The sequence below is a fragment of the Parabacteroides sp. Y3-G-102 genome (genome assembly GCF_023656845.1).
Taxonomy (GTDB): Bacteria; Bacteroidota; Bacteroidia; order Bacteroidales; family Tannerellaceae; genus Parabacteroides; species Parabacteroides distasonis.
In genome coordinates this window covers 39,400-62,141 of the sequence record NZ_JAMOKU010000020.1, presented here as the reverse complement: position 1 = coordinate 62,141, position 22,742 = coordinate 39,400, and the positions used below count along the sequence as shown (strand labels likewise).

The window sequence follows — 22,742 nt, the reverse complement described above, 5'->3', positions numbered from 1 at the left end:
ATATGGAAGCGAACGACGGCCGGCAGGCACAGGGGGCCTATATCCCGCAGGAATTATTGAAAGAGATCAGCAAGGTGAATAACCGTTTGCTCATCGGTATTCCTCGTGAACGATGCGAGGCGGAAAAACGTTTGCCGTTAACTCCGGAGGCGGTGGATATGCTGACCGATTGCGGTCACCGGGTGCTGGTGGAAAGTGGCGCCGGATTAGGTATCAACTATTCCGATAATCATTTCTCGGAGGCGGGGGCGGAGATCGTCGATACGCCCGCAGAAGTTTTCCAAGCGGATCTGATCTTGAAGATATTGCCTCCGTTGCCGGTGGAAATCGCACTTATGAGACCTCGCACGACCGTTTTCTCATTGGTGCAGTTTAATTTATTCGCTCAAGAGGCTTTCGAGTTGATGATGGCGAAACGGATTACCGCTATCTCTTATGAGTTGATGGCGGATGAATATAATCGTTTCCCGGTGCTGAATGTCACTTCCGAGATCGAGGGGGCGGCTTCCATAACGATCGCTTCCGAGCTGTTGAGCAATACCCAAGGAGGTAAAGGGATCTTATTAGGCGGTATCCCGGGCGTATCCCCTACGGAAGTGGTGATCATCGGGGCCGGAAACGCCGGGACCGTGGCCGCGCGTGCCGCATTGGCCTTGGGAGCATCCGTGAAAGTATTCGATGATGATATCAATAAATTGCGTATAATACAACAGGTCTTGGGGCAAGGGCTTTTTACTTCCACGTTCCATCCGAATGTGCTGCATAACGCGTTTCGTAGCGCTGACGTGGTGATCGGGGCGATGCGTTATATTAATACGAGACATCGCTATATTATCGCTACGGACTTGGTGCGTACGATGAAAAAGGGAGCTTTGGTGATCGATCTGAGGGTAAGCCAAGGCGGTTGCTTTGAGACGACTTGTTGCTTGTCGAGGGAAGATCCCGCGGTGTTCGAGCAATATGGGGTATTACATTATTGTAAACTGAATATCAGCAACCGGGTGGCTCGTACTACCTCGATGGCTTATAGTAATATATTCGTGCCTTTATTATTGTCGTTGGGCGACGCCGGTTCCGTGCAAGGAATGATCAAATCGGATAAGGGCTTTAGGGCGGGAGTATATATGTATTACGGGAAGACAGTGAATAGTTATGTGTCTAATCATTTTAATCTATCATCTAATAATCTTGATCTATACCTCTCTGCTTTTTGATGCGGAAAAGTTTTGAACTCGCAAAGTTTATGCTTTACTTTGCGGACGATCTAAATACCAATAAGCGATAAAGCTAATAAAGTATATTATGGCAGAACAGACAAAAGTTAAGACGCTGGAGAAGGTTGTAATTCGTTTCTCGGGAGACTCGGGAGATGGTATGCAGTTAACCGGTACAATCTTTTCAAACCTGTCCGCGGTTTTCGGGAACGAGATTTCTACATTCCCAGACTATCCGGCAGAAGTACGTGCTCCACAAGGAACACTAAGTGGTGTATCTGGATTCCAAGTGCACTTGGGATCGCGCAAGATCTTCACACCCGGTGATAAGGCCGACGTATTGGTGGCCATGAATCCCGCCGCGCTAAAGGTGAACGTAAAACACCTAAAACCCAATGCGATTGTTTTAATCGACACGGACTCTTTCAAGAAAAGTGATTTGGATAAGGCCTTGTTTACGACCGATGATCCGTTTGCTGAGCTGGGATTGACTGGCGTGCAGGTTGTTGCCGCTCCGATCTCTACGATGGTAAAAGACGGATTGGTTGAGTTTGGCTTGGACAATAAATCGGCTCTTCGCTGTAAGAATATGTTCGCCTTAGGACTTGTTTGCTGGTTGTTCGAGCGTCCGCTGGAGGAGGCTATGCACATGTTGCAGAATAAGTTCGCTAAGAAACCGGTTATCGCCCAAGCTAATATCAAGGCTTTGACGGACGGTTATAATTATGGTAATAACATCCATGCCTCGGTTTCTACGTATCGTATCGAGAGTAAGAAAGCCGAGCCCGGATTCTATACGGACGTGAATGGTAATAAGGCTACTTCCTATGGTTTGATAGCCGCTGCCGAGAAGGCTGGTTTGCAGTTGTTCTTGGGTAGTTACCCGATCACTCCGGCTACTGATATTTTACATGAATTATCTAAACGTAAGGATTTAGGCGTTATCACGGTTCAGGCCGAGGATGAGATCGCCGGTATCTGTACTTCTATCGGAGCTAGTTTCGCCGGTTGCTTGGCGGCTACGTCTACTTCCGGACCGGGTCTTGCCTTGAAGAGCGAGGCGATCGGTTTGGCTGTAATCGCTGAGTTGCCTTTGGTGATTATCGATGTTCAGCGTGGCGGTCCTTCTACGGGTATGCCGACGAAGAGCGAGCAAACGGACTTGATGCAAGCGCTGTATGGCCGTAACGGTGAGAGCCCTGTAGTGGTAGTCGCCGCTTCTACTCCGACGGACTGTTTCGATGCTGCTTTCTGGGCTAGTAAGTTGGCCGTGGAGCATATGACTCCGGTTATCTTGTTGACCGATGCCTTTATCGCTAATGGTTCTTCCGCTTGGAGAATTCCGGAAATGGATAAATATCCGGAGATTAAGCCGAATTACGTAGCTAATTATCAAGACGAGAAAGTCTGGAAGGCGTATCGTCGTAACAAGGAAAGCTTGGTTCGTTACTGGGCGATTCCGGGAACGGAAGGTTTCGCTCATCGTCTGGGCGGTCTGGAGAAAGACTACGAGACGAGCGCTATCTCTACCGATCCGGCTAACCACCAGAAGATGGTGACGACCCGTCAGGCTAAGATCGATAAGATCGCCGACTATATCCCCGAACTGGAAGTGATCGGAGATGAGGACGCTGATTTATTGATCGTTGGTTGGGGTGGAACCTACGGACACCTTTACGAGACGATGGAGACGATGCAGGAGAATGGCAAGAAGGTGGCTTTCGCTCACTTCAAGTTTATCAACCCGCTGCCTAAGAATACGGCTGAGGTTCTTTCTAAGTATAAGAAAGTGGTGGTGGCTGAGCAAAATAACGGCCAGTTCGCTAACTATTTACGTGGAAAGGTACCCGGATTTAACCCGTATCGCTTCAATCGTGTAAAGGGACAACCTTTTGTCGTTGCGAGATTAGTTGAGGAATTCACTAAAATATTGGAGGCTTAAAAGATGACAACAGAAGAAACTAAATTTCAACCGAAAGATTATAAAAGCGACCAGTACGTACGTTGGTGCCCGGGTTGTGGCGACCATGCGGTACTGAATTGCCTGCATAAGGCTATGGCCGAGGTAGGAGTGGCTCCTCACAATATGGCAGTTATCTCAGGTATCGGCTGTTCTTCCCGCTTACCTTATTATATGAATACGTATGGCTTCCATACGATCCATGGTCGTGGAGCGGCTATCGCTACCGGCGTAAAGACGGCTCGCCCGGACTTGAGCGTGTGGTTGATTACGGGTGATGGCGACTGCTTGGCTATCGGCGGTAATCATTTTATTCACGCTGTCCGTCGTAATATCGACTTGAATATCGTTCTTTTCAACAATAAGATCTATGGTTTGACGAAGGGGCAATATTCCCCGACATCCGACCGTGGTTTTGTATCCAAGAGCTCTCCTTATGGGACGGTGGAAGATCCGTTTATCCCGGCCGAGTTGGCGTTGGGTGCCCGTGGTAATTTCTTCGCCCGTACGATTGACGTGGATTTGAAGAATACGACCGAGGTATTGACGGCTTCCGCCCGTCATAAAGGCGCTTCCGTTACGGAAGTGTTGGTAAACTGCGTGATCTTTAATGATGGTATCCATAAGGGGATCGTTGATAAGGCATACCGTGCGGATCGTACGATTTTCCTTCGCCATGGCGAGAAAATGGTTTATGGCGCTAACATGGATAAAGGTCTTGTGCTAGATGGCCTAAAACTGAAATCCGTAACGATCGGACAAGATGGTTATACGATGGATGACGTATTGGTACACGACGCCCATGAGAAGGATAACACCTTGCATATGATGCTTGCCATGATGAGCGGTGATATGCCAATTGCGTTAGGCGTAATACGAGATGTGGAGGGACCGACCTATGATGAGGCTGTTCACCAGCAAATCGAGGAGGTACAAGCGAAGAATCCTACACGTAAATTACACGACCTTTTGATGAAAGGTGAGATTTGGGAGGTAAAGTAATATATTTCTGATCGGATATAAGAGAAGGCGCAAGATATTTATCCTGCGCCTTTCTTATATTTATACGCTGGATTTGTTTGTGCGGAAAAAAGTATATATCTTTGTTTCAGTCACAATAAAAGCGAATACCTATGATGACGACTTCGGAAATAGTTGAGATGCTAGCTAAAAGTATATGATTTGTAAACTCCATATTACAAATAGACTAAGGGTTTTGTTAATTGCATGGAAAAGAGTAATTATTACTGAAAAATTTCCTTAATAAGCTGTGTACGATAAAAAAAAATATTACTTTTGTACCGCGGTTAACAAGGTGGAGTCGCAGCAAGCTCCAAAAGGTCGGAAAGCCTCACCGTATCGAACTAGAGTAGAGAGAAAAGTTATATAAAGTCAATCATTTAAATTAAATTCAAGATGGCTAATTTAGATTTAAGCAAGTACGGAATTGTTGATGTGAAAGAAATCGTTCACAATCCGTCTTATGATGTTCTGTTCGCAGAAGAAACTAAACCGAGTTTGGAAGGCTTCGAGAAAGGCCAAGTAACTGAGCTAGGTGCTGTAAATGTGATGACTGGTATTTATACAGGTCGTTCACCTAAAGATAAATTTTTCGTAAAGAATGAAGCCAGCGAAGATTCTGTATGGTGGACTTCTGATGAATATAAGAATGATAACAAGCCTTGTTCTGAGGCTGCTTGGGCAGACTTGAAGGCTAAAGCCGTAAAAGAATTGTCTGGCAAACGTTTGTTCGTTGTCGATACATTCTGTGGCGCTAACGAGGCTACTCGTTTGAAAGTACGTTTCATCATGGAGGTTGCTTGGCAAGCTCACTTCGTAACTAATATGTTCATCCGTCCGACAGCTGAGGAATTGGCTAACTACGGCGAACCTGATTTCGTTTCTTTCAACGCAGCTAAGGCTAAAGTTGACAACTACAAAGAATTAGGCTTGAACTCTGAGACTGCTACTGTTTTCAACTTGAAGACTAAAGAGCAAGTTATCTTGAATACTTGGTACGGTGGTGAGATGAAGAAGGGTATCTTCTCTATCATGAACTACTTGAACCCGTTGCGTGGTATCGCTTCTATGCACTGCTCCGCTAACACGGATAAAGAGGGCAAGAGCTCAGCTATCTTCTTCGGTTTGTCTGGTACTGGTAAGACTACTTTGTCTACGGACCCGAAACGTTTGTTGATCGGTGACGATGAGCACGGATGGGATAACGAAGGTGTATTCAACTACGAGGGTGGTTGCTACGCTAAGGTTATCAACTTGGATAAAGAGAGCGAGCCGGATATCTACAACGCTATCAAACGTGACGCTCTTCTTGAGAACGTAACAGTTGCCGCTGATGGTAAGATCGATTTCGCTGATAAGTCAGTTACAGAGAACACTCGTGTTTCTTATCCGATCTATCACATCGAGAACATCGTTAAGCCGGTTTCTAAAGGCCCGCACGCAAAACAAGTTATCTTCTTGTCTGCTGACGCATTCGGTGTATTGCCTCCAGTATCTATCTTGACTCCGGAGCAAACTCAATACTACTTCTTGTCTGGATTTACCGCTAAATTAGCAGGTACAGAGCGTGGTATCACGGAACCGACTCCTACATTCTCCGCTTGTTTCGGTGCTGCTTTCTTGTCATTGCACCCGACAAAATACGGCGAAGAGTTGGTTAAGAAGATGGAAATGACTGGCGCAAAGGCTTACTTGGTGAACACAGGTTGGAACGGTAGCGGCAAACGTATCTCTATCAAAGATACAAGAGGTATCATCGACGCTATCCTTGATGGTTCTATCAATGAGGCTCCGACAAAGAAGATCCCGTATTTCGACTTCGAGGTTCCGACTGCATTACCGGGCGTAGATCCGAAGATCTTAGATCCTCGCGATACCTATGCTGATCCTGCTCAATGGGATGAGAAAGCGAAGGATTTGGCTGCTCGCTTCCAGAAGAACTTCGCTAAGTTCACGGGCAACGAAGCTGGTAAGGCATTGGTTGCTGCTGGTCCTCAGTTATAATTGCTTAAAAAACCTTGATTAAAAAAAGTCAAGGTTTAAAAATATCTTTATAAAAAAGCGTGGAATTACTAATTCTGCGCTTTTTTTATGATAACTGCGTTAATTTTATTATAAATGTGAAGTAGTTTTAAAAAATATTCCTACCTTTAGACCGGATTATCTGTTATAAGAAGAGCTTAAAAAGGAGTAATGATAAAAAAACTGACACTTATTATTGGCTTTATAATTTGTTTGTCATCTTGTGGCAAGGATTATGTCTATCGGATTGAAGGGGAACTTTCTAATCTGGAAGATCAAACCGTATATGCTGTATTTGAGAAGGATAATTATAAAGTAGTTGATACAGTGGCTTGTACGAAACCCGGGCAGTTCCAGATCGATCAAAATGAAGCGGGTTTCCATTGTGTGACTATCTTCTTCGCGGATAAAGAGCATTGGGTTACGGCTTATCTGGAACCGGGAGAAACCGTAAAAATCACGGGCGACGCTAACTCTCCATTGCTATTGCAGGTAAAGGGGGGACGGACAAATGATAAGTTGGCCGCTTTTAAGAAGAAAATCGCTCCTTTATTGACGGAATTGACAAATTTATCAAATTCTTTAAATAGCAAGGATTTGAACGATACGATCGAGGAGACGGATATCGCCGCTCGTTTGGCGAATGTTAATATGCAATTGAGCGAGGAAGCGATCCGGTACGTGAAAGAGAACCCGAATGAAGAGGCATCCGTTGTCTTGATTCAATCTTTTTTCTCAGATCCCGATGATACTCGTAAAATTGATGAGTTGTTGGCGTTATTGAATCCAAGGTTGAAAGACTTTTATCTGGTAAAGGAGCTGGAGCAATATAGCGCCCGTGCGAAACGTACGGCTTTGGGTGCGGAAGCCCCAGATTTCTCCGTAAGGAATATTTATGGGAATACGGTAAGTTTGGATTCTTTCCCGCAGAAGTATTTATTACTGACGTTTACCGCTCCTTGGTGTGATATGTGCCAGACAGAGGATCTATATCTGGATAAGGTAGCGATGAAATATCCGAAAGATCAGTTGGATATTCTTTTGGTTAGCTTGGACGATAATCCGGATAATGTCCGGGATGTACTGAAGAAGGATAGTATAGCGTGGAACCTGGTAACAGATTCGGCCGGACAAGCGGCTATGTTGATAGATCTGTATAACGTAAGCGTATTGCCACGCTGTTTCTTGATAGATGAGGATCATAAGATCTTGATGAAAACAGAGAATGGAATCGAGATCAAGCAAACACTGGAGAACTTGTTCGAAGACTGAGCGATTGAAAACAGGAGATTCCGGTTTTAATTTGTAATTAGTAACTCAAAATTCTTAACTATGTTAGTAAAATCTTATGCCGCTGCCGTGCAGGGGATTTCCGCTACGGTCGTTACCGTAGAAGTGAACTGTTCCAAAGGTATCCAATTCTTTTTAGTCGGTCTTCCGGACGTGGCTGTTCGTGAGAGCCATGAACGCATTATCTCGGCTCTTCAAGTATGTGGTTATAAATTCCCCCGCAATCGTATCGTTATTAATATGGCCCCCGCAGATATCCGTAAGGAAGGGTCCTCTTATGATCTGCCTTTGGCGATCGGTATTCTGGCGGCGGCAGAGCAGATAGATTCATCCAACTTATCCAAATTCGTATTGATGGGCGAGCTTTCTATGGACGGGAGCCTCCAACCGATAAAAGGGGCATTGCCTATTGCTATCAAGGCTAGGGAAGAAGGCTTTAAGGGCTTTATCTTACCCAAGCAAAACGCTTGTGAGGCTGCGGTGGTGAACGATCTGGAAGTGTATGGAGCTTCGAATATCAAAGAGGTGCTGAAGTTTATGGAGGGTAAACCTACATTGCGGCCTACGGTTATTGATACCCGTAAGGAGTTTTACGACCGCCAGCAATTGTTTGATTGCGATTTCTCCGATGTCCGGGGACAAGAGAACGTGAAGCGTGCGATGGAGGTGGCCGCAGCCGGCGGACATAATCTGATCATGGTAGGTCCTCCCGGAAGTGGCAAGTCCATGTTGGCGAAACGTCTCCCTACGATCTTGCCTCCCTTTACCTTGCATGAGTCCTTGGAAACAACTAAAATCCATTCCGTAGCCGGTAAGATAGGAGGTGGCGCCTCCTTGATGGTACAACGTCCTTTTCGCTCTCCCCATCATACGATCTCTAATGTCGCCATGGTAGGAGGGGGCACTTTCCCGCAGCCGGGAGAGATCAGCTTGGCTCATAATGGTGTCCTTTTTTTGGATGAGTTGCCGGAATTTAACAGGAGTGTCTTGGAAGTCATGCGGCAGCCATTGGAAGATCGAGTGATCAATATCTCCCGTGCCCGTTTCACGGTGGAATATCCGGCCGGCTTTATGCTTGTGGCCTCCATGAATCCTTGTCCCTGCGGCTACTACAACCATCCGGACCGTCCTTGCCTCTGTTCTCCCGGAGCCGTCCAGAAATATATGAACCGCATTTCCGGCCCTTTATTGGACCGTATCGATATCCAGATAGAGATTGTCCCTGTCCCTTTCGAGAAGATATCCGAGCAACAGCCCTCAGAGCCTAGTATCGCTATCCGTGAGCGGGTCATAAAAGCCCGTGCGATCCAGGAAAGGCGTTTTGCCGCTTATGAGGGTATTTATTGTAATGCCCAGATGAACTCCAAGCTACTCCATCAGTACGCCGTTCCCGACGCTTCCGGCCTCTCCATCCTCAAAACCGCCATGCAACGTCTCTGCCTCTCCGCCCGTGCCTATGACCGTATCCTGAAAGTCTCCCGCACGATAGCCGACTTGGATAATTCGGAACATATCGAAGTCCGGCATTTGGCGGAGGCGATACAGTATAGGAGTTTGGATAGGGAGAATTGGGGAATGTGAGTATCGACTAACTATTTCTATACTCCTGTGGGCTCATGCCCACATACCGCTTGAAATACTTTCCAAAAAAAGACATATTCGTGAAATTTAGCGTATAGGCTATGTCGTGGATGGAAAGGTTCGTTGATTTCAGTTGAGCTTTAGCGTCCATGATTACCATGGAGGTTATGATCTCTATGCAAGTTTTTCCGGTAGTTTGTTTGATAATGCTGCTTAGATGCGCTTGTGTGATGCCAAGCCGCTTGGCATACCATGCAACGGATCGTTGCATGGTATAGTTTTGCATGACTAATTGAGTGAAGTTCTTGCTGATAATTTCGGCTTTAGAGAGATTGGACGTGTCTGTTGTCTTATCTTTATACATGATGCTGACTCCCATTAATATTCCGGAAAACAGGTGGTTGATGAGACTCCTGTTTAATTGCGAGACACAAAACTGATATGTCTTGATCAACAATTCGAAATAATCTCTCAATAATGATTGGGCTTCTTCTTTTAGTTTGAAAACAGGACTATCTTTTATGGCATAGTGCATATCCATGACCGATTTATTGATATTCGCTTGATTGATGAAATCAGACGAGAATCCCATGAAATAAATTTGCAGATCTCTATCCATTCTATGAATCTGGAAAATCGTACCCGGCAGAATCGTAATAAAACTCCCGGCCTCTACTTTAAATTGCGTCAGATTTATAGATGCTTCCACTTCTCCCCTTAGGCATAACACGAATATTCCCGCTTTTAGTCGACAAGGATAATTAGCGTATAAATTCAGCAATCCAATGTCTTTCTCCGAGAGTTTTCCTATTACCCAATCTTGTGGCAGGTCTATTTTAGGGATGTCATTTTCCATATTCTTACGTAATTTTGATGGCAAATATACGTTTTTTTGAGGATATTTTTATTTGGACTCAATCTAATAAATAGAATAATGAAGAATAAAAACAGGACAGAAGATAATCGTAAGACGCTCTGTTCTTGTTGTTGTATAAAATGGAATCTAAAAAAAAGAATAGGTAATAATAAAAATTGACCTTGTGAGATTCCTAACGAAGTCGTTCTTTTGTACACTTTTTATTAGGTAAATTAAAAAAACAGAAATCAATAAATTTTTGCATGAGAAAATTGAGGACTTTATTAGTAAAAATGGTCTGTGCCTTGGCGGGAGGCCTAATGTTGAGCGCTTGCTCCTCCGAGGAGGGAGGCTCGCAGGCTATGGGCGGAAAAGGTGCGGTAATACTAGACCTTGCCGCCGAGACGGTCTTTGATACGAAGACAAAAGCTGTCGATGAGAGTACATACCTGACGGATCGTCCCCTTGCGGATTACAAGGTGAAAATCTTGGATGCGCAAGGCCATGTGGTATCGGGCTGTGAGTGGAAATACTCGGAAAGGCCCACAGGTTTGATCGAGTTGAGCAACGGCTCTTACACGGTAGTAGCTTCTGATGGGGAAGAGTTTAACGTGAATGCCTCCACCCGTAACGGTATCTATATGTATGGCTCTAGCCGATTCGACGTGAATAGCGATAAGGTAGCGGCTGTAAATGTGGCTTGTAAGCCGGCCTGCGGAAAGCTGGTCGTGAAATTTGGCGATACGATGGCTACTTATTTCTCTGATTACGCCGTTCATTTCTCTACCCAAGCGGCAGGTGAGAACGGTCCGATCATCTGGCCGAAGGGAGATACGGATCCTCTTTACGTGAAGCTGGCCGAGGCCGGGGAGAACGTGACGGCGACTTTCCAGTTTACCAAGAAGGCAGATGGAACGAAGGCCGAGGTCAATACCTTGACCCGCGAGATGAAGTGGGGCAGCATGTGGACAATCACTGTCAATCCGAAAGTAGAGGATACCACCGGCAAGGTAGGCATCACGATTACTTTCGATGATTCCACGAACGATAAGCCTATCGATATCGAGATCCCTTCCGATTGGCTCTAATAGTTATTAGGATGTAAAACCAGTAGAACGAATTTAATGATGAATATAAAATATACGATAATGGCAGGTTGCCTTCTAGTAATGGGGCTGGCTTCCTGCGAGATGAAGAACGAGATCCTCGGGAAAGAGGATGGCTCCTCCGAGATGGGCTTGCTGAATCTTGGGGTAGCTGTAGACGCGAAGAACAACGACGTGCAGACCAAGGCCGATGCTAACCCCGGAACTCCAGAGTCTATCCCATCGGTGAGCGCCACGGGATATATCGTGGAGATCAGTAACAGCACGGGCGTTTACAAAACCCTTACTTACGATCCTACGAATGCCTCCGTGGAACTTCCGGTAGACAGCTACACGATGTATGCCCATAAGCCGGGCGGTCCGACAGAGACAGATCCTTACTATGGTGGAAGCACCTCTTTCGCCGTGAAGAAAGGTGAGGCTACCGATGTCACCGTTACTTGTAAGATGGAAAATACGAAGATACAGCTTGTTTATTCCACGGAAATGCAGACTTCCTTTACTAGCTGGTCGATCACGGTGAAGGCCGGTACGCGGAGCAAGGTGCTTACCTACTCTGGAACGGAGGCTTTCGCGCAACCCTCCGCTTTCTATTGGATGCTAGATGAGGGCGTAAAGGAGATAACAGTCTCTTTCGTGGGAAAGAATAAGGATAATAAGGATATACGCGAGAGCCGTGTGATCACGAAGCCCGCCTCGGCCGAGAGCTCCGACTGGCTGGGTGGCGACGCGTTGGCCATCACGATGAAGCCGGGCACTTATGATCCGGAAAATCCGAATGGTTTGCAGGGTATCGAGATCTCTGCTGAGGTGACGTGGAATGGAATAGAGGATTCCGTAGGCGTGCCGGTGGTGGATGATGACGATGATGAGCCGGAGGGTCCGGTGGATCCGAGTGATCCTTCCGCTATAAAAGTTTCAATACCTCTAACTACTTATACGCTACCGGATGATACGGATAAAAAAGCGGAGGCAATAGCCACTATTACGAGTGAGAGCGGACTGAAAAGTATGAAAGTGGTTATAGAAGCAGGTAATTCAGGCTTTGACTCGGTAATCAGTGATCCACAATTAATAGAGAAAGGTTGTGATTTTAGCAAGGGAGTAGAGTTTGTCGGTGCGACTGATAGCAGTCCGGTAATGACATTAATAAAGATGATCGCTCCTAATCTGAAAGCTCCTGCTGCTGGCGCTACTTCTTACCAATTCCCCTTAGGCGAATTCTTTCAAGCGGTAAGTATTTATCAAACGACAACTTCTGCTAATGGCCATGTCTTTAAGATCCGTCTAGAAGATAATGATGGAAATGTCAATGACGAGACCGTTTTATCTATCATAGTAAAGTAAAAGGAGGAATAGAAGTATGAGACAAACATATCAATTTATATTATTGCTTTTAACCGGTATTTTCTTCTATTCTTGTCAAGGTGATGAATTGAGCACACAGGGAAGCGAAGGCTACTTGCGTGTGACCTTGGAGCAAAGCGCGGAGGTGAACACGAAGGCTGACGCTACGTACAATTCCAAGCAGATGCGTGTGGTGATAAAGAACGCCGCCGGTGTGACCAAGTATGAGACGAACGACCATACGGAGTTGTCCGGCAAAGAGATTTCCTTGAAACAGGGAGAATATACCATCGAGGCCGTTTCCAACGGATGGGACGGCAATGCCGGAGCGGATCGTGCCTATTACACGGGCAAGACGACGGTGACGATCGAGAAAGGCAAGACAGCGACAGCCAATTTGGTTTGCTCCTTGGCGAACGTGAAGGTGACGGTGGCTTTCGAGCAGGCTTTCTTGGACAAACTGGGCAACGGTTCTATCAAGGTGCAGGTGAAGAGCGCTACCGCTTCGATCACTCCGGTGGATTTCGCCCCGAAAGGTACGAGTGTGGCCTATTTCCCGGTTTCCGACTTAACGGTGGCCTATACGGTCACTACCGCTGCCGGAAAAACGAACTCCAAGGAGCAAAAAATCTCGGAGGTCAGTGCGAAAGATCATTATATCTTGAACTTTAAGAATCAGGCTACCGGCACAGGAAATATAACCGTAACGATAGATCCTACGATGAACCAGTACACATACGACTTCACGATCGATCCGAACGCAAAGAGCGGCGCTACCTTGTCCGCGAACCCGTGGAGCCAGCTCGCTTATCTGACGGCTACTGACATAACGCTTGATTCCGGTGAGCTTTCATCCTTGAAGTTCCAGTATCGTCCAAAGAATACGGATACTTGGATGGATGTGGCGACCACGGTTAATACGGCGGCCTCTTCCGCCTCGGCTACCTTGACGGGATTGACTTCCACCACGGCTTACGAATATCGGTTGACAGACGGAGAGATTAGTGTCGCTACGGGAGAATTTACTACAGCGGCGGAGATTGCTTTACAAAATGGATCCCTGGATGGCTGGGATGGTAGCTCACCTAATGCTGCCACGGATTCCAAATTTTGGGATACAAGTAACGAGGGCGCGAAGATGGGTGGTTTGACCCCGACACAAGCCGTCACGGATTTTGTTCATACGCAAGGAGGTAAGGCTGCTAAACTGGAGTCTGGTAAGGTGGATTTGATGGGGGGAATATTTGCCGCAGCCAGTTTGTACACGGGATCATTTGGTTCAACAAATATATGGACTCAGACTGCGACCGTCAATTTTGGTCAATCCTTTACCGCTCGGCCTATTGCGCTGAAAGGTTTTTATAAATATACGTCTAATGTGATAAATCTAGTAAAGAATGTTCCAGCAGGCGTAACTATTGTAAAAGATCAGACACTCGACCAGTGCGCTATTTATATCGCTTTGGCGAAAAAGACCTATACGATTGATAATGGCAATCAAAGTACTTTCATCGATTTTAAGAATGATGAAAACATCATCGCCTACGGCGAGCTCCCTTCCGGGGCGGCTACGGAGGGCGATGGCTACGTAGAGTTCAACATCCCGTTGAAATATAAGAACCTGACGGATCAGCCCACCCATATCATCGTGGTTTGCTCATCCAGTAAATACGGCGATTACATGACCGGAGGTGCGGGAAGCACCCTATATGTAGACGATCTTTCCCTCATTTATGACGGAACGCCTACTATCTGGGAATAATTCCCTATATTCGCGAAACCCGTTTCGACCCCTCGAAATCCATTTCCTAAGACCGGTAAATGCCTTTCGGGGGCTCGAGATGCTTTCCCGGGACAAGAAAATACATTTCGAGGTCTCGAGATCCACCTCCTGAAGCGGGAAAACGGCTCTCGACTCCTCAAAATCCATTTTTGGAAACCGGAATGGGCTTTTCGACCCTTCGAACGGGTACAAACGAATAATAACCTTCAAAAAAAATCGAATTATGGGTACATTCACATTGATTCCTCCGATGTCGTTAGGTAACTTGAACAAGGCCGAGAAGCTAAGTCTGTTGAAACGCTACATGAAACTGATGCCGAGCGGCTCCGATTCCGAATCGCCGGACGAGATCTCGTTGCTAGCCGATAGCGGAGTGCCCGCGCTAAACATTTCCGCCGGACAGGTGACACGTATGAATGGCATTATCGATGAGCTGACCGAACTGACGATGCAAGCCTCCTCCTCGGAGGAGACCCCGGAAATGCAGCAAGTGGAGGCCGATCGGGATACGGCGGGTAACTACATAGTCCGCCGCGTGCTCGATTACGCCAAGCTGCCCCTTGCCGCCGAGCGTACCGCCGCCCAACGGATGGAACCCGCCTTGCGCGGTTACCGCGACTTCGCCAACCTGCCCACAGCGCAGGAGACGGAGGTGATCAATGGCCTGCTTATCGACCTAGCGAAGCCCGAGTTCGCCGACTCGGTAGTCACTCTGCAACTGGCACCTTACATCGCCGAGCTACGACGGCTCAACGATCGCTATGCCGAGCTGGCCGCCCTACGCGACAAATCGAGATCGGTACGCACAGAGAATGTGACCTCCAAGGAGCTGTCCTCCGAGGCGCAAGACCTGCTGGACGATATGTGCGCACTGGCCAATGCCTCCAGCCTGTTGCAACCCTCGGAAGAGGCGCGCGTATTTGTTCGCGACGCGACTCATCTTTTCGCCCAGGTACGAACCGCCTACAAGCAACGTTCCAAGGGCACGCCCTCTGGACCCGCCGAACCCGGCACGCTGGAGCCCGGTGGGGGAGGGGATTCCGAATCTCCCGATGAAATATGACTAGAATAGGAAAAATGAGAATAAATAAACTAATCTGTCTGGCCCTCCTCTGCGCCCTTTGCGTAGGGGAGACTTGGGCCCAACGTGGCAAGAGAGCCATCAATCGCATCGACCGAGAAGTGCAAGAGACCGTCTTCATCCCGAAAGGTACGTGGATGGCGGGAGGAACTGTTTCCTACTCCGAGCACGATGAGGGGAATCTGAACTTCCTCGTCTTGAAGAACGTGGAGGGAAAAGGCTACAACTTCGGTGTCAGTCCCTACGTGGGTTACTTCTTCCGCAACAACATCTCCGCGGGCATGCGTTTCGCCTATCACCGCGACTACCTCGACTTGAAGAACTTCGAGTTGAATCTCGGCGAGGATTTCAACATCAGCCTCGACAACCTCTATTATCTGGAGCATAAGTACGAGGTATCCGGTTTCTTGCGCACCTATATGCCTATCGGACGCAGCAAGATATTCGGCCTGTTCAACGAGGCGCGCCTCACCTATGGATACGGTACGGGCAAGAATTCCACCGGTACGGGTGCCACCTACGACGGCTCCTACCAAACGGCGCAGAACCTGCAGATCGGTATCGCTCCCGGGATGACGGCTTTTATCACCGACTGGTCGGCCGTAGAGGTATCGGTTGGCGTGATGGGTTTCGATTTCAAGTGGATCGACCAAAAGACGAACCAGATAGAGGAGGGGCATCAGCGTGTCTCCTCCGGCAATTTCAAGATCAACCTCTTCTCGATCAACATAGGCATGACCTTCTATCTTTAATGGAGAAAATATAATTTAATGAAGATTCAACGATTGATGTTTAAAGAGAATTTACGTGCGGCCGGTCTGGTAACTTTGTTGGGACTGGCCTCGTGCGCTATTGATAACGATATTCCTTACCCACTGGTGGAGGGAACGATCAGTGAGATCGTGACTGAGGGCCTGCGTGCCTCGGAAGACGGGACGGTAGCCTCCGGCGTGGATATAGATCGCTCGGCTCGCACCGTGACACTCTATGTGAACGACTCCGTGGATGTGTCACGGCTGAGACTGACGCGCCTCATCCTCGATCCGCGCGACGCGACGATCGAGCTGGACTCCGCACGATGCGACGATAAGGAGAAATTCCCTTTTCATGATTTTGCCTCGCTTGATAGCCTCTCGTTGTCGGCCAATACGCGGCTCGACCTCTCCACGCCGCTTGAGCTGAACGTCCGTACCTACCAAGATAATCCATGGACACTTACCGTACGCCAGATCGTGGATCGTACGGTAGACGTAGACGGCATGGTGGATCATTTGGTAGATCCTGTCAGCCGTGTCGCCGTGATCTACGTGAGTGCGGATCAGGATCTTTCCAACATCAAAATTCGTACGCTTAACCTTGGTGGGGCCTATGGACGTGTCACGCCCGATCCTACTACCGTGCGCGACTTTACCTATCCGCAGACTTTTTATGCGGCTCGTGCCGGCGAGGAGGTATGGCAGGAATGGAAAGTGGTGATAGAGCAAAGCGAGGGCGGTGCCTCTACCTCGTCGAGCGTCTTCCCCATGGTGACGAAAGCCACGCTTACCGGCTCTGTGCAAAGCGGCAAGACCCCGGTGGTGGAATATAAGGAACAGACGGCTTCTGCGTGGAGCACGGCGGCAGACGTGAAGACCTCGGGTGCCTCTTTCAGCGCTACGATCGGCGGGCTGCGGGGCGGTACAGCCTATGATTATCGCATCAGCGTAGACAATGCGCAAACGGGCAGCGGCTCGTTTACCACTGCCGGTGAGATCGCTTTGACAAATGGCGGTTTCGAGGATTGGTCGCAAGACGGCAAGCAATGGAATCCGTGGCCTTCGGGTGGAACCTCCTTCTGGGGAACCGGCAACCCGGGTGCGGCGGCTTTCATCGGTAATCTGACGACGCCTACGACCGAGAGCGTGTCAGGGAAAGCTGCCTTGCTGGAATCCAAGGACGCCGTGATCAAGCTGGGGGCCGGGAATATCTTCACGGGCGATTTCGCGTTGGACGGCACGAATGGCGTGCTGCAATTGGGCCGTCCGTTCACCTCATTCCCTACCTCCCTCAAGTTCCAATATAAATATACCTCTACCACGATCAATCGTATCGGGCAGGATGTGGGCAGTCTGGAAAACCTTCGGGGCCGTCCGGACTCTTGCCAGATATATATCGCCCTCTCGGATAAGCCGGAACCTTACGAGATCCGTACCAAGCCCTCTGTCCGGCAGGTCTTCGACAAGAACGACCGTAATATCATCGCCTATGGCGAGTTCATCAGCGGACAGTCTACCACGAGCTATAAGCAGGTTGAGATACCCTTGGAATATCGTGCGACGAATCGTACGCCCAAATATATCGTCATCGTGGCGGCGGCTAGCAAGTACGGTGATTACTTCATCGGGGGGGAAGGCAGTACCCTTTGGATAGACGAGATGGAATTGGTTTATGAATAAAAAGCATTGATATAGGATATGAGAAAGATGATACGACAGATAATGACCTTGGCCACCCTTTGCTGGATGGTGGCGGGTTGCGCCGATGAGGTTATCGACCGTAATGGTGGCAAGGGGGAGGGACGTTTGCTCCTCACGGGGATCGAGGTGGAATCTGCTGTCAGCGACGTACAGACGAAGGCTTCGCTGGCGGAAGGCGTGATTCCCACCGTCTCAGATTTTACGATAACGATCGTCTGTGCCGCTACGGGTGAGACCGTGAAGACCCTGCCGCCGGGCGTGGAGGCGGGCTGTTTCCTGCCTGTGGGCGAGTACCGGGTAAAAGCGGCTTATGGCGGGGAGGCGGGCATGTCCGCTGTCCCTTATTTCTATGGCGAGAGTGATAAGGTAACGATCGTGGAGGGCGAGGTGAAATCGGTTTCCCTTACGGCTTTTTTGGCGAGTGCTGTTATTCGTCCTCAGATGGCGGATCAATTGGTGGAACAATATAATTTCTATACCTTGACTGTCTCTGAGACTGGCGGCTCGGGAGTTACGCCTTCACAGACATTGACAAACGGTGAGGACTTCTTCGTCTCAGGGGGTAAGGGTAAGACCTATAACTTGATCCTTGCCGGCCAGAATAAATTAGGCGAGACGGTTACGCATACATGGAGTTATAGTGATTTAGTGAGACGTACACGCTATATCGTTCAATGCGATCCGGATCTTCCAGCCTTCACCCTTCCCGCGCAAAGCGATGGCGATGTATGGAGCAAGTTCATCTACATCACGCCTATGACAGCCGATAACATGACTGCTCATAAGGCTGACATGGCCGATAAGGTGATCGCCAATGTTGTGTACGAGGCTTCTGCCGATAATGGAGAGACTTGGATCCCCTCGGACAAGACCTCTGATGGCCGCTATGTAATCAAAGGTTTGGAGCCATCCAAAAACTATACGATCCGCTCCCGCTTCGGAGGCGTATTAAGCAGCAATACTCAAACGGTGACGACGGAGAGCGCACAAGTGATAGCGAATGGGGATATGGAAGCGTGGAGTAGCACGAAATTGCATAGTGGTAATGGAACTTGGGATGCGGATATGTATTGCGATTATTGTACAAACTGGAATACCCGTAATGAAAAGACAACGAATGGGGCTGAGAATGCTAACTCAGGAGGTGTTTTCGGTTCGAATAAAGGATCAGGTTATGGTGTAAGATGGCGCTGGTGTTCGGGAACTTGGTCTACAACAGATAAAAAAGATGGCGAAAAAGCGGCAGAGATTTCAACATTGGCTTTTTATAATAGTAATGTAAGTGGTAGCTGGAAGCGAGCAAGTGTTTATTCTTATACTCGTGATAATGGAACGGCGTATGTTGGGTATTTATTTACGGGGACATTTGATAAAAATAGTGATTCCTATTCGTTAGGAATTGCGCATACCGCACGTCCAAAGAGTATTTCTTTTGATTACAAATATGCTCCTCTACCTTCTACTGATCAGTGTATCGCTTATGCGAAAATATATGATAGCAATAATGTGGAAATAGCGACTACTCAGGAATTTAATTCTATGACTCAAGATGTTTATAAGAAAGAAACGTTAAATTTTACCTATACACAGTCAACTACAAAGGCTGCTTATATTGGAATCTTTTTCCAATCTGGCACAAATACAGATATTGGTAATATGCGGCAAGTTGAAGGAGGATACTCCACTAGTCCTTACAATCAAGATCGTGTAGTCGGCAGCGTTCTCAAAATAGATAATGTAACATTGAATTATGATTATGAATAAGCGAATCCTATACCTATTATCTGTCCTATGCTTTTTCTCGTTCTCCGCTTGCACGAGCGAGGAGGAACCGGTACTCACAGAAGAGCTGGGTGAGATCTGGCTATCTGTAGTCGATACTTCGAAAGTTGAAGTTGTTACCCGTGCTTTGTCCGGCTTTGATGTGAAGGATTTCAACGTGAGCCTTTCCCGTGGCGAGACGATGGTCTTCTCTTCTCGTAAATATGGTGATATCGCCGGCTCGCCGATCACTTGCAGTGCGGGATCCGGCTATCTCCTTACGGCAGAGAGTTGCACGGAGAGTGAGGCAGAGCGTACCAATAGCGGTTGGGGGCAGGCTCGTCTGGCAAAAGATACCTCGTTTACTGTCAAACCCGTGGAGCCAACGGAAGTAACGCTGAAATGTGTCTTGGCAAACTCCTCGGTAAATGTCGAGTTCAGCGATTTTATCAAGAAAAACCTCTCGGATTACGCTATCACCCTGTACGCCGTCGATGTGTCTAGCCGTAGCTTTACCTTCAACAAGAACAACTATAGCTACAAGACCGCCTATTTCAACGTAGGTGCGGTGGGGAGGGCCTTGCAATATACCATCAATCTCACCTTGTCCGGCGAGAAGGAACCTCATACCTATTCGAACGTTTTGACTTTGGAGCCTTCGCATAGCTATCATCTTACGGTGAAACTGGATGATGAATCCAAGTCAAAAATCTCGATCGGAATTATGGTGGATGGTACGCTAGTCGATGAAAAGACTTCCACGGAGATTATCAATCCTTATGACTAATCGGAATGTTTGGGCATTGAAGGATGGGTGCAATCTTTCAATGCTTAAATGTATATTCTCAATTTAAATTTAAATAAATGAGATTAAAGTCCCTTTCTCGGAAGTCGTAATAGCCGCCGTGTAAATCTTATCTTCGATCTTTATTATAATAATCTTCTTTTTGTCGAAGAAATTACCTTTTTCGATGATGTCAAGAGCTTCCGCCTTATGTCCAATAGCGGTAAGCTCTTTTTTTATACCTTGTTTTTATGTCTTCTTCCCATATATTTATTATTAGAGGTAAAGTTCCTAGCCTCATTAAGAGGAAACTCACTCACAAAGGAAATTATTCTTTTTCGTCTAACCAAATTATTCCGTACCTTTGCCCCTCAAAAAGAGAACACAAGGTATGGAAAAACATTTTAAGAGAACGCTGATTACTACGGCGTTGCCGTATGCGAACGGACCGGTGCATATCGGACACTTGGCCGGGGTGTATGTGCCTGCTGATATTTATGCCCGTTACCTTCGTTTGAAGGGAGAGGAAGTGTTGATGATTGGTGGTTCGGACGAGCATGGGGTACCCATTACGTTGAGAGCGAAGAAAGAGGGGATCACACCGCAGGATGTGGTGGATCGTTACCACGGTATTATCAAGAAATCGTTCGAGGAGTTCGGCATCACGTTTGATATCTATTCACGTACTACTTCCGCTACGCATCATCAGATGGCCTCGGATTTTTTCCGTACATTGTATGATAAAGGCGAATTCATCGAGAAAACAAGCGAGCAATACTACGATGAGGAGGCGAAGCAATTCTTGGCCGACCGTTATATCACGGGTACTTGTCCGCATTGTGGAAACGAGAAGGCATATGGCGACCAGTGCGAGGCTTGCGGTACTTCCCTTAGCCCGACGGATTTGAAAGATCCGAAATCCGCTATCAGTGGCAGCAAGCCGGTGATGCGTGAGACGAAGCATTGGTATCTGCCTTTGGATAAGTGGGAGCCATTCTTGCGTAAATGGATCTTGGAGGATCATAAGGAATGGAAGCCGAACGTCTACGGGCAGTGTAAGAGTTGGCTGGATATGGGTCTGCAACCCCGTGCGGTGAGTCGCGATTTGGATTGGGGTATCCCTGTTCCCGTAGAAGGGGCGGAAGGAAAGGTGCTGTATGTATGGTTCGACGCTCCGATCGGTTATATCTCTAATACGAAGGAGTTGCTGCCGGATAGCTGGGAGACTTGGTGGAAGGATCCGGAGACTAAAATGGTCCATTTCATCGGTAAAGATAATATCGTGTTCCATTGTATCGTGTTCCCTTCCATGCTGAAAGCGGAAGGTTCTTATAACTTGCCGGAGAATGTCCCCGCTAACGAGTTCTTGAACTTGGAGGGCGACAAGATCTCTACTTCCCGCAACTGGGCGGTTTGGTTGAACGAGTATCTGGTGGATATGCCGGGCAAGCAAGACGTGTTGCGCTATGTCTTGACGGCCAATGCGCCAGAGACAAAGGATAATGATTTCACATGGAAAGATTTTCAGGCTCGTAATAATAACGAGTTGGTCGCTATCTTAGGGAACTTCGTGAATCGTGCGTTAGTCCTTACGGATAAGTATTTCGAGGGTAAGGTGCCGGCGGCTGGCGAGTTGACGGATTACGATCGTCAGACCTTGAAGGATTTCGCGGATGTGAAAGAGAACGTGGAACGTCTGTTGGATACCTACCACTTCCGTGACGCTCAGAAAGAGGCGATGAACCTAGCCCGTATCGGAAATAAGTATCTCGCTGATATGGAGCCTTGGAAGTTGGCAAAGACGGATATGCCTCGTGTCGCTACGATCATGAACATCGCTTTGCAGATTACGGCTAATCTGGCGATCGCTTTTGAGCCGTTCTTGCCGTTTAGCATGGAGAAACTGAATAAGATGCTGAATGTAGAGCCGTTGGGATGGAATCGCCTAGGTGCTACGGATCTATTGGAGGCCGGTCATCAATTGGGCAAGGCAGAGTTGTTGTTCGAGAAGATAGAGGATAGCGTGATCGAGGCCCAAGTGCAGAAATTATTGGATACGAAGAAAGCGAATGAGGAAGCGAATTATAAGGCGAAACCGATCCGTGAGAATATTGAGTTCGATGATTTCATGAAACTGGATATCCGTGTGGGTACGGTGCTGGAATGCGTGAAGGTTCCGAAAGCGGATAAGCTGCTTCAGTTCCGTATAGACGATGGCCTGGAGAAACGCACGATCGTATCGGGCATCGCCCAGCATTATAAACCCGAGGAATTGGTAGGCAAGCAAGTTTGCTTTATCGCTAACTTAGCTCCCCGTAAGCTGAAAGGTATTGTTTCCGAGGGCATGATTCTCTCCGCCGAGAATTTCGATGGAAAGCTGGCCGTTATCACCCCGGAGAAAGAGGTGAAACCGGGTAGCGAGGTGAAATAATAAGATAAACGCAATAATGAGGGGGCTATTCCGTTTTAACGACGGGATAG

Annotated in this window: 16 protein-coding genes; 15 read left to right on the top strand and 1 reads right to left on the bottom strand. The window is 47.7% G+C overall.

Features of this window, described 5'->3' with window-relative positions:
* Positions 1-2: 2 nt before the first annotated feature.
* From NBH16_RS11825 to NBH16_RS11800, 6 genes are all read left to right on the top strand, one after another.
* The gene (locus tag NBH16_RS11825; RefSeq protein ID WP_005860726.1) at positions 3-1,214 is read left to right on the top strand and encodes an alanine dehydrogenase; all 1,212 of its coding nucleotides are present in this window, start codon (positions 3-5) and stop codon (positions 1,212-1,214) included.
* An 88-nt stretch (positions 1,215-1,302) separates the two neighbouring features.
* Entirely contained in the window at positions 1,303-3,156 is a 1,854-nt protein-coding gene (locus NBH16_RS11820) for a 2-oxoacid:acceptor oxidoreductase subunit alpha (protein WP_250788601.1), read from the top strand.
* Between the two features lie 3 nt (positions 3,157-3,159).
* Positions 3,160-4,176 (top strand): 2-oxoacid:ferredoxin oxidoreductase subunit beta, encoded by a 1,017-nt coding sequence (locus NBH16_RS11815; protein ID WP_005860730.1) that lies wholly within the window; start codon positions 3,160-3,162, stop codon positions 4,174-4,176.
* Between the two features lie 414 nt (positions 4,177-4,590).
* Positions 4,591-6,198: a phosphoenolpyruvate carboxykinase (ATP) gene (gene pckA / locus NBH16_RS11810; protein ID WP_005860732.1), complete on the top strand. Its 1,608-nt coding sequence runs from the start codon at positions 4,591-4,593 to the stop codon at positions 6,196-6,198.
* Positions 6,199-6,387: 189 nt separating this feature from the next.
* Complete coding sequence (locus NBH16_RS11805) at positions 6,388-7,488, top strand: TlpA disulfide reductase family protein (RefSeq protein WP_005864061.1); 1,101 nt, start codon at positions 6,388-6,390, stop codon at positions 7,486-7,488.
* A 60-nt stretch (positions 7,489-7,548) separates the two neighbouring features.
* A complete protein-coding gene (locus NBH16_RS11800; RefSeq protein WP_250788599.1) occupies positions 7,549-9,087 on the top strand; it encodes a YifB family Mg chelatase-like AAA ATPase in 1,539 nt (512 codons plus the stop codon).
* Positions 9,088-9,094: 7 nt separating this feature from the next.
* Here the strand turns inward: NBH16_RS11800 and NBH16_RS11795 are convergent, their stop codons facing one another.
* Positions 9,095-9,943: a helix-turn-helix domain-containing protein gene (locus NBH16_RS11795; protein WP_005864065.1), complete on the bottom strand. Its 849-nt coding sequence runs from the start codon at positions 9,941-9,943 to the stop codon at positions 9,095-9,097.
* A gap of 263 nt (positions 9,944-10,206) precedes the next feature.
* On the opposite strand from NBH16_RS11795, the gene NBH16_RS11790 reads away from it, so the two are divergent.
* The 9 genes from NBH16_RS11790 (at position 10,207) to metG (ending at position 22,692) form a co-directional block, all read left to right on the top strand.
* Entirely contained in the window at positions 10,207-11,031 is an 825-nt protein-coding gene (locus tag NBH16_RS11790; protein ID WP_005864068.1) for a DUF4493 domain-containing protein, read from the top strand.
* A 60-nt stretch (positions 11,032-11,091) separates the two neighbouring features.
* Complete coding sequence (locus NBH16_RS11785; RefSeq protein ID WP_250788598.1) at positions 11,092-12,396, top strand: DUF4493 domain-containing protein; 1,305 nt, start codon at positions 11,092-11,094, stop codon at positions 12,394-12,396.
* 16 nt (positions 12,397-12,412) lie between these two features.
* Positions 12,413-14,158 carry a DUF4493 domain-containing protein gene (locus NBH16_RS11780; RefSeq protein ID WP_250788597.1) on the top strand — a complete coding sequence of 582 codons (1,746 nt, stop codon included), beginning with the start codon at positions 12,413-12,415 and terminating at the stop codon, positions 14,156-14,158.
* A gap of 244 nt (positions 14,159-14,402) precedes the next feature.
* Positions 14,403-15,242 (top strand): DUF6261 family protein, encoded by an 840-nt coding sequence (locus NBH16_RS11775; RefSeq protein WP_121962193.1) that lies wholly within the window; start codon positions 14,403-14,405, stop codon positions 15,240-15,242.
* 14 nt (positions 15,243-15,256) lie between these two features.
* Complete coding sequence (locus NBH16_RS11770; RefSeq protein WP_121962192.1) at positions 15,257-16,012, top strand: hypothetical protein; 756 nt, start codon at positions 15,257-15,259, stop codon at positions 16,010-16,012.
* A gap of 18 nt (positions 16,013-16,030) precedes the next feature.
* On the top strand, positions 16,031-17,695 hold the full coding sequence (locus tag NBH16_RS11765; protein WP_005864077.1) for a PCMD domain-containing protein: 1,665 nt from the start codon (positions 16,031-16,033) through the stop codon (positions 17,693-17,695).
* 18 nt (positions 17,696-17,713) lie between these two features.
* Entirely contained in the window at positions 17,714-19,480 is a 1,767-nt protein-coding gene (locus tag NBH16_RS11760; protein WP_005864080.1) for a DUF4493 domain-containing protein, read from the top strand.
* A complete protein-coding gene (locus NBH16_RS11755; RefSeq protein ID WP_250788595.1) occupies positions 19,473-20,264 on the top strand; it encodes a DUF4493 domain-containing protein in 792 nt (263 codons plus the stop codon). Before NBH16_RS11760 ends, NBH16_RS11755 begins: the two co-directional genes overlap by 8 nt.
* 388 nt (positions 20,265-20,652) lie before the next feature.
* A complete protein-coding gene (metG, locus tag NBH16_RS11750; protein WP_005864084.1) occupies positions 20,653-22,692 on the top strand; it encodes a methionine--tRNA ligase in 2,040 nt (679 codons plus the stop codon).
* Positions 22,693-22,742: the final 50 nt, after the last annotated feature.

What these genes read in the sequence shown, in the direction of transcription:
- NBH16_RS11825 (WP_005860726.1), top strand. Translation starts at nt 3, where the DNA reads ATGGAAGCGAACGACGGCCGGCAGGCACAGGGGGCCTATATCCCGCAG.
- NBH16_RS11820 (WP_250788601.1), top strand. Translation starts at nt 1,303, where the DNA reads ATGGCAGAACAGACAAAAGTTAAGACGCTGGAGAAGGTTGTAATTCGT.
- NBH16_RS11815 (WP_005860730.1), top strand. Translation starts at nt 3,160, where the DNA reads ATGACAACAGAAGAAACTAAATTTCAACCGAAAGATTATAAAAGCGAC.
- pckA (WP_005860732.1), top strand. Translation starts at nt 4,591, where the DNA reads ATGGCTAATTTAGATTTAAGCAAGTACGGAATTGTTGATGTGAAAGAA.
- NBH16_RS11805 (WP_005864061.1), top strand. Translation starts at nt 6,388, where the DNA reads ATGATAAAAAAACTGACACTTATTATTGGCTTTATAATTTGTTTGTCA.
- NBH16_RS11800 (WP_250788599.1), top strand. Translation starts at nt 7,549, where the DNA reads ATGTTAGTAAAATCTTATGCCGCTGCCGTGCAGGGGATTTCCGCTACG.
- NBH16_RS11795 (WP_005864065.1), bottom strand. Translation starts at nt 9,943, where the DNA reads ATGGAAAATGACATCCCTAAAATAGACCTGCCACAAGATTGGGTAATA.
- NBH16_RS11790 (WP_005864068.1), top strand. Translation starts at nt 10,207, where the DNA reads ATGAGAAAATTGAGGACTTTATTAGTAAAAATGGTCTGTGCCTTGGCG.
- NBH16_RS11785 (WP_250788598.1), top strand. Translation starts at nt 11,092, where the DNA reads ATGGCAGGTTGCCTTCTAGTAATGGGGCTGGCTTCCTGCGAGATGAAG.
- NBH16_RS11780 (WP_250788597.1), top strand. Translation starts at nt 12,413, where the DNA reads ATGAGACAAACATATCAATTTATATTATTGCTTTTAACCGGTATTTTC.
- NBH16_RS11775 (WP_121962193.1), top strand. Translation starts at nt 14,403, where the DNA reads ATGGGTACATTCACATTGATTCCTCCGATGTCGTTAGGTAACTTGAAC.
- NBH16_RS11770 (WP_121962192.1), top strand. Translation starts at nt 15,257, where the DNA reads ATGAGAATAAATAAACTAATCTGTCTGGCCCTCCTCTGCGCCCTTTGC.
- NBH16_RS11765 (WP_005864077.1), top strand. Translation starts at nt 16,031, where the DNA reads ATGAAGATTCAACGATTGATGTTTAAAGAGAATTTACGTGCGGCCGGT.
- NBH16_RS11760 (WP_005864080.1), top strand. Translation starts at nt 17,714, where the DNA reads ATGAGAAAGATGATACGACAGATAATGACCTTGGCCACCCTTTGCTGG.
- NBH16_RS11755 (WP_250788595.1), top strand. Translation starts at nt 19,473, where the DNA reads ATGAATAAGCGAATCCTATACCTATTATCTGTCCTATGCTTTTTCTCG.
- metG (WP_005864084.1), top strand. Translation starts at nt 20,653, where the DNA reads ATGGAAAAACATTTTAAGAGAACGCTGATTACTACGGCGTTGCCGTAT.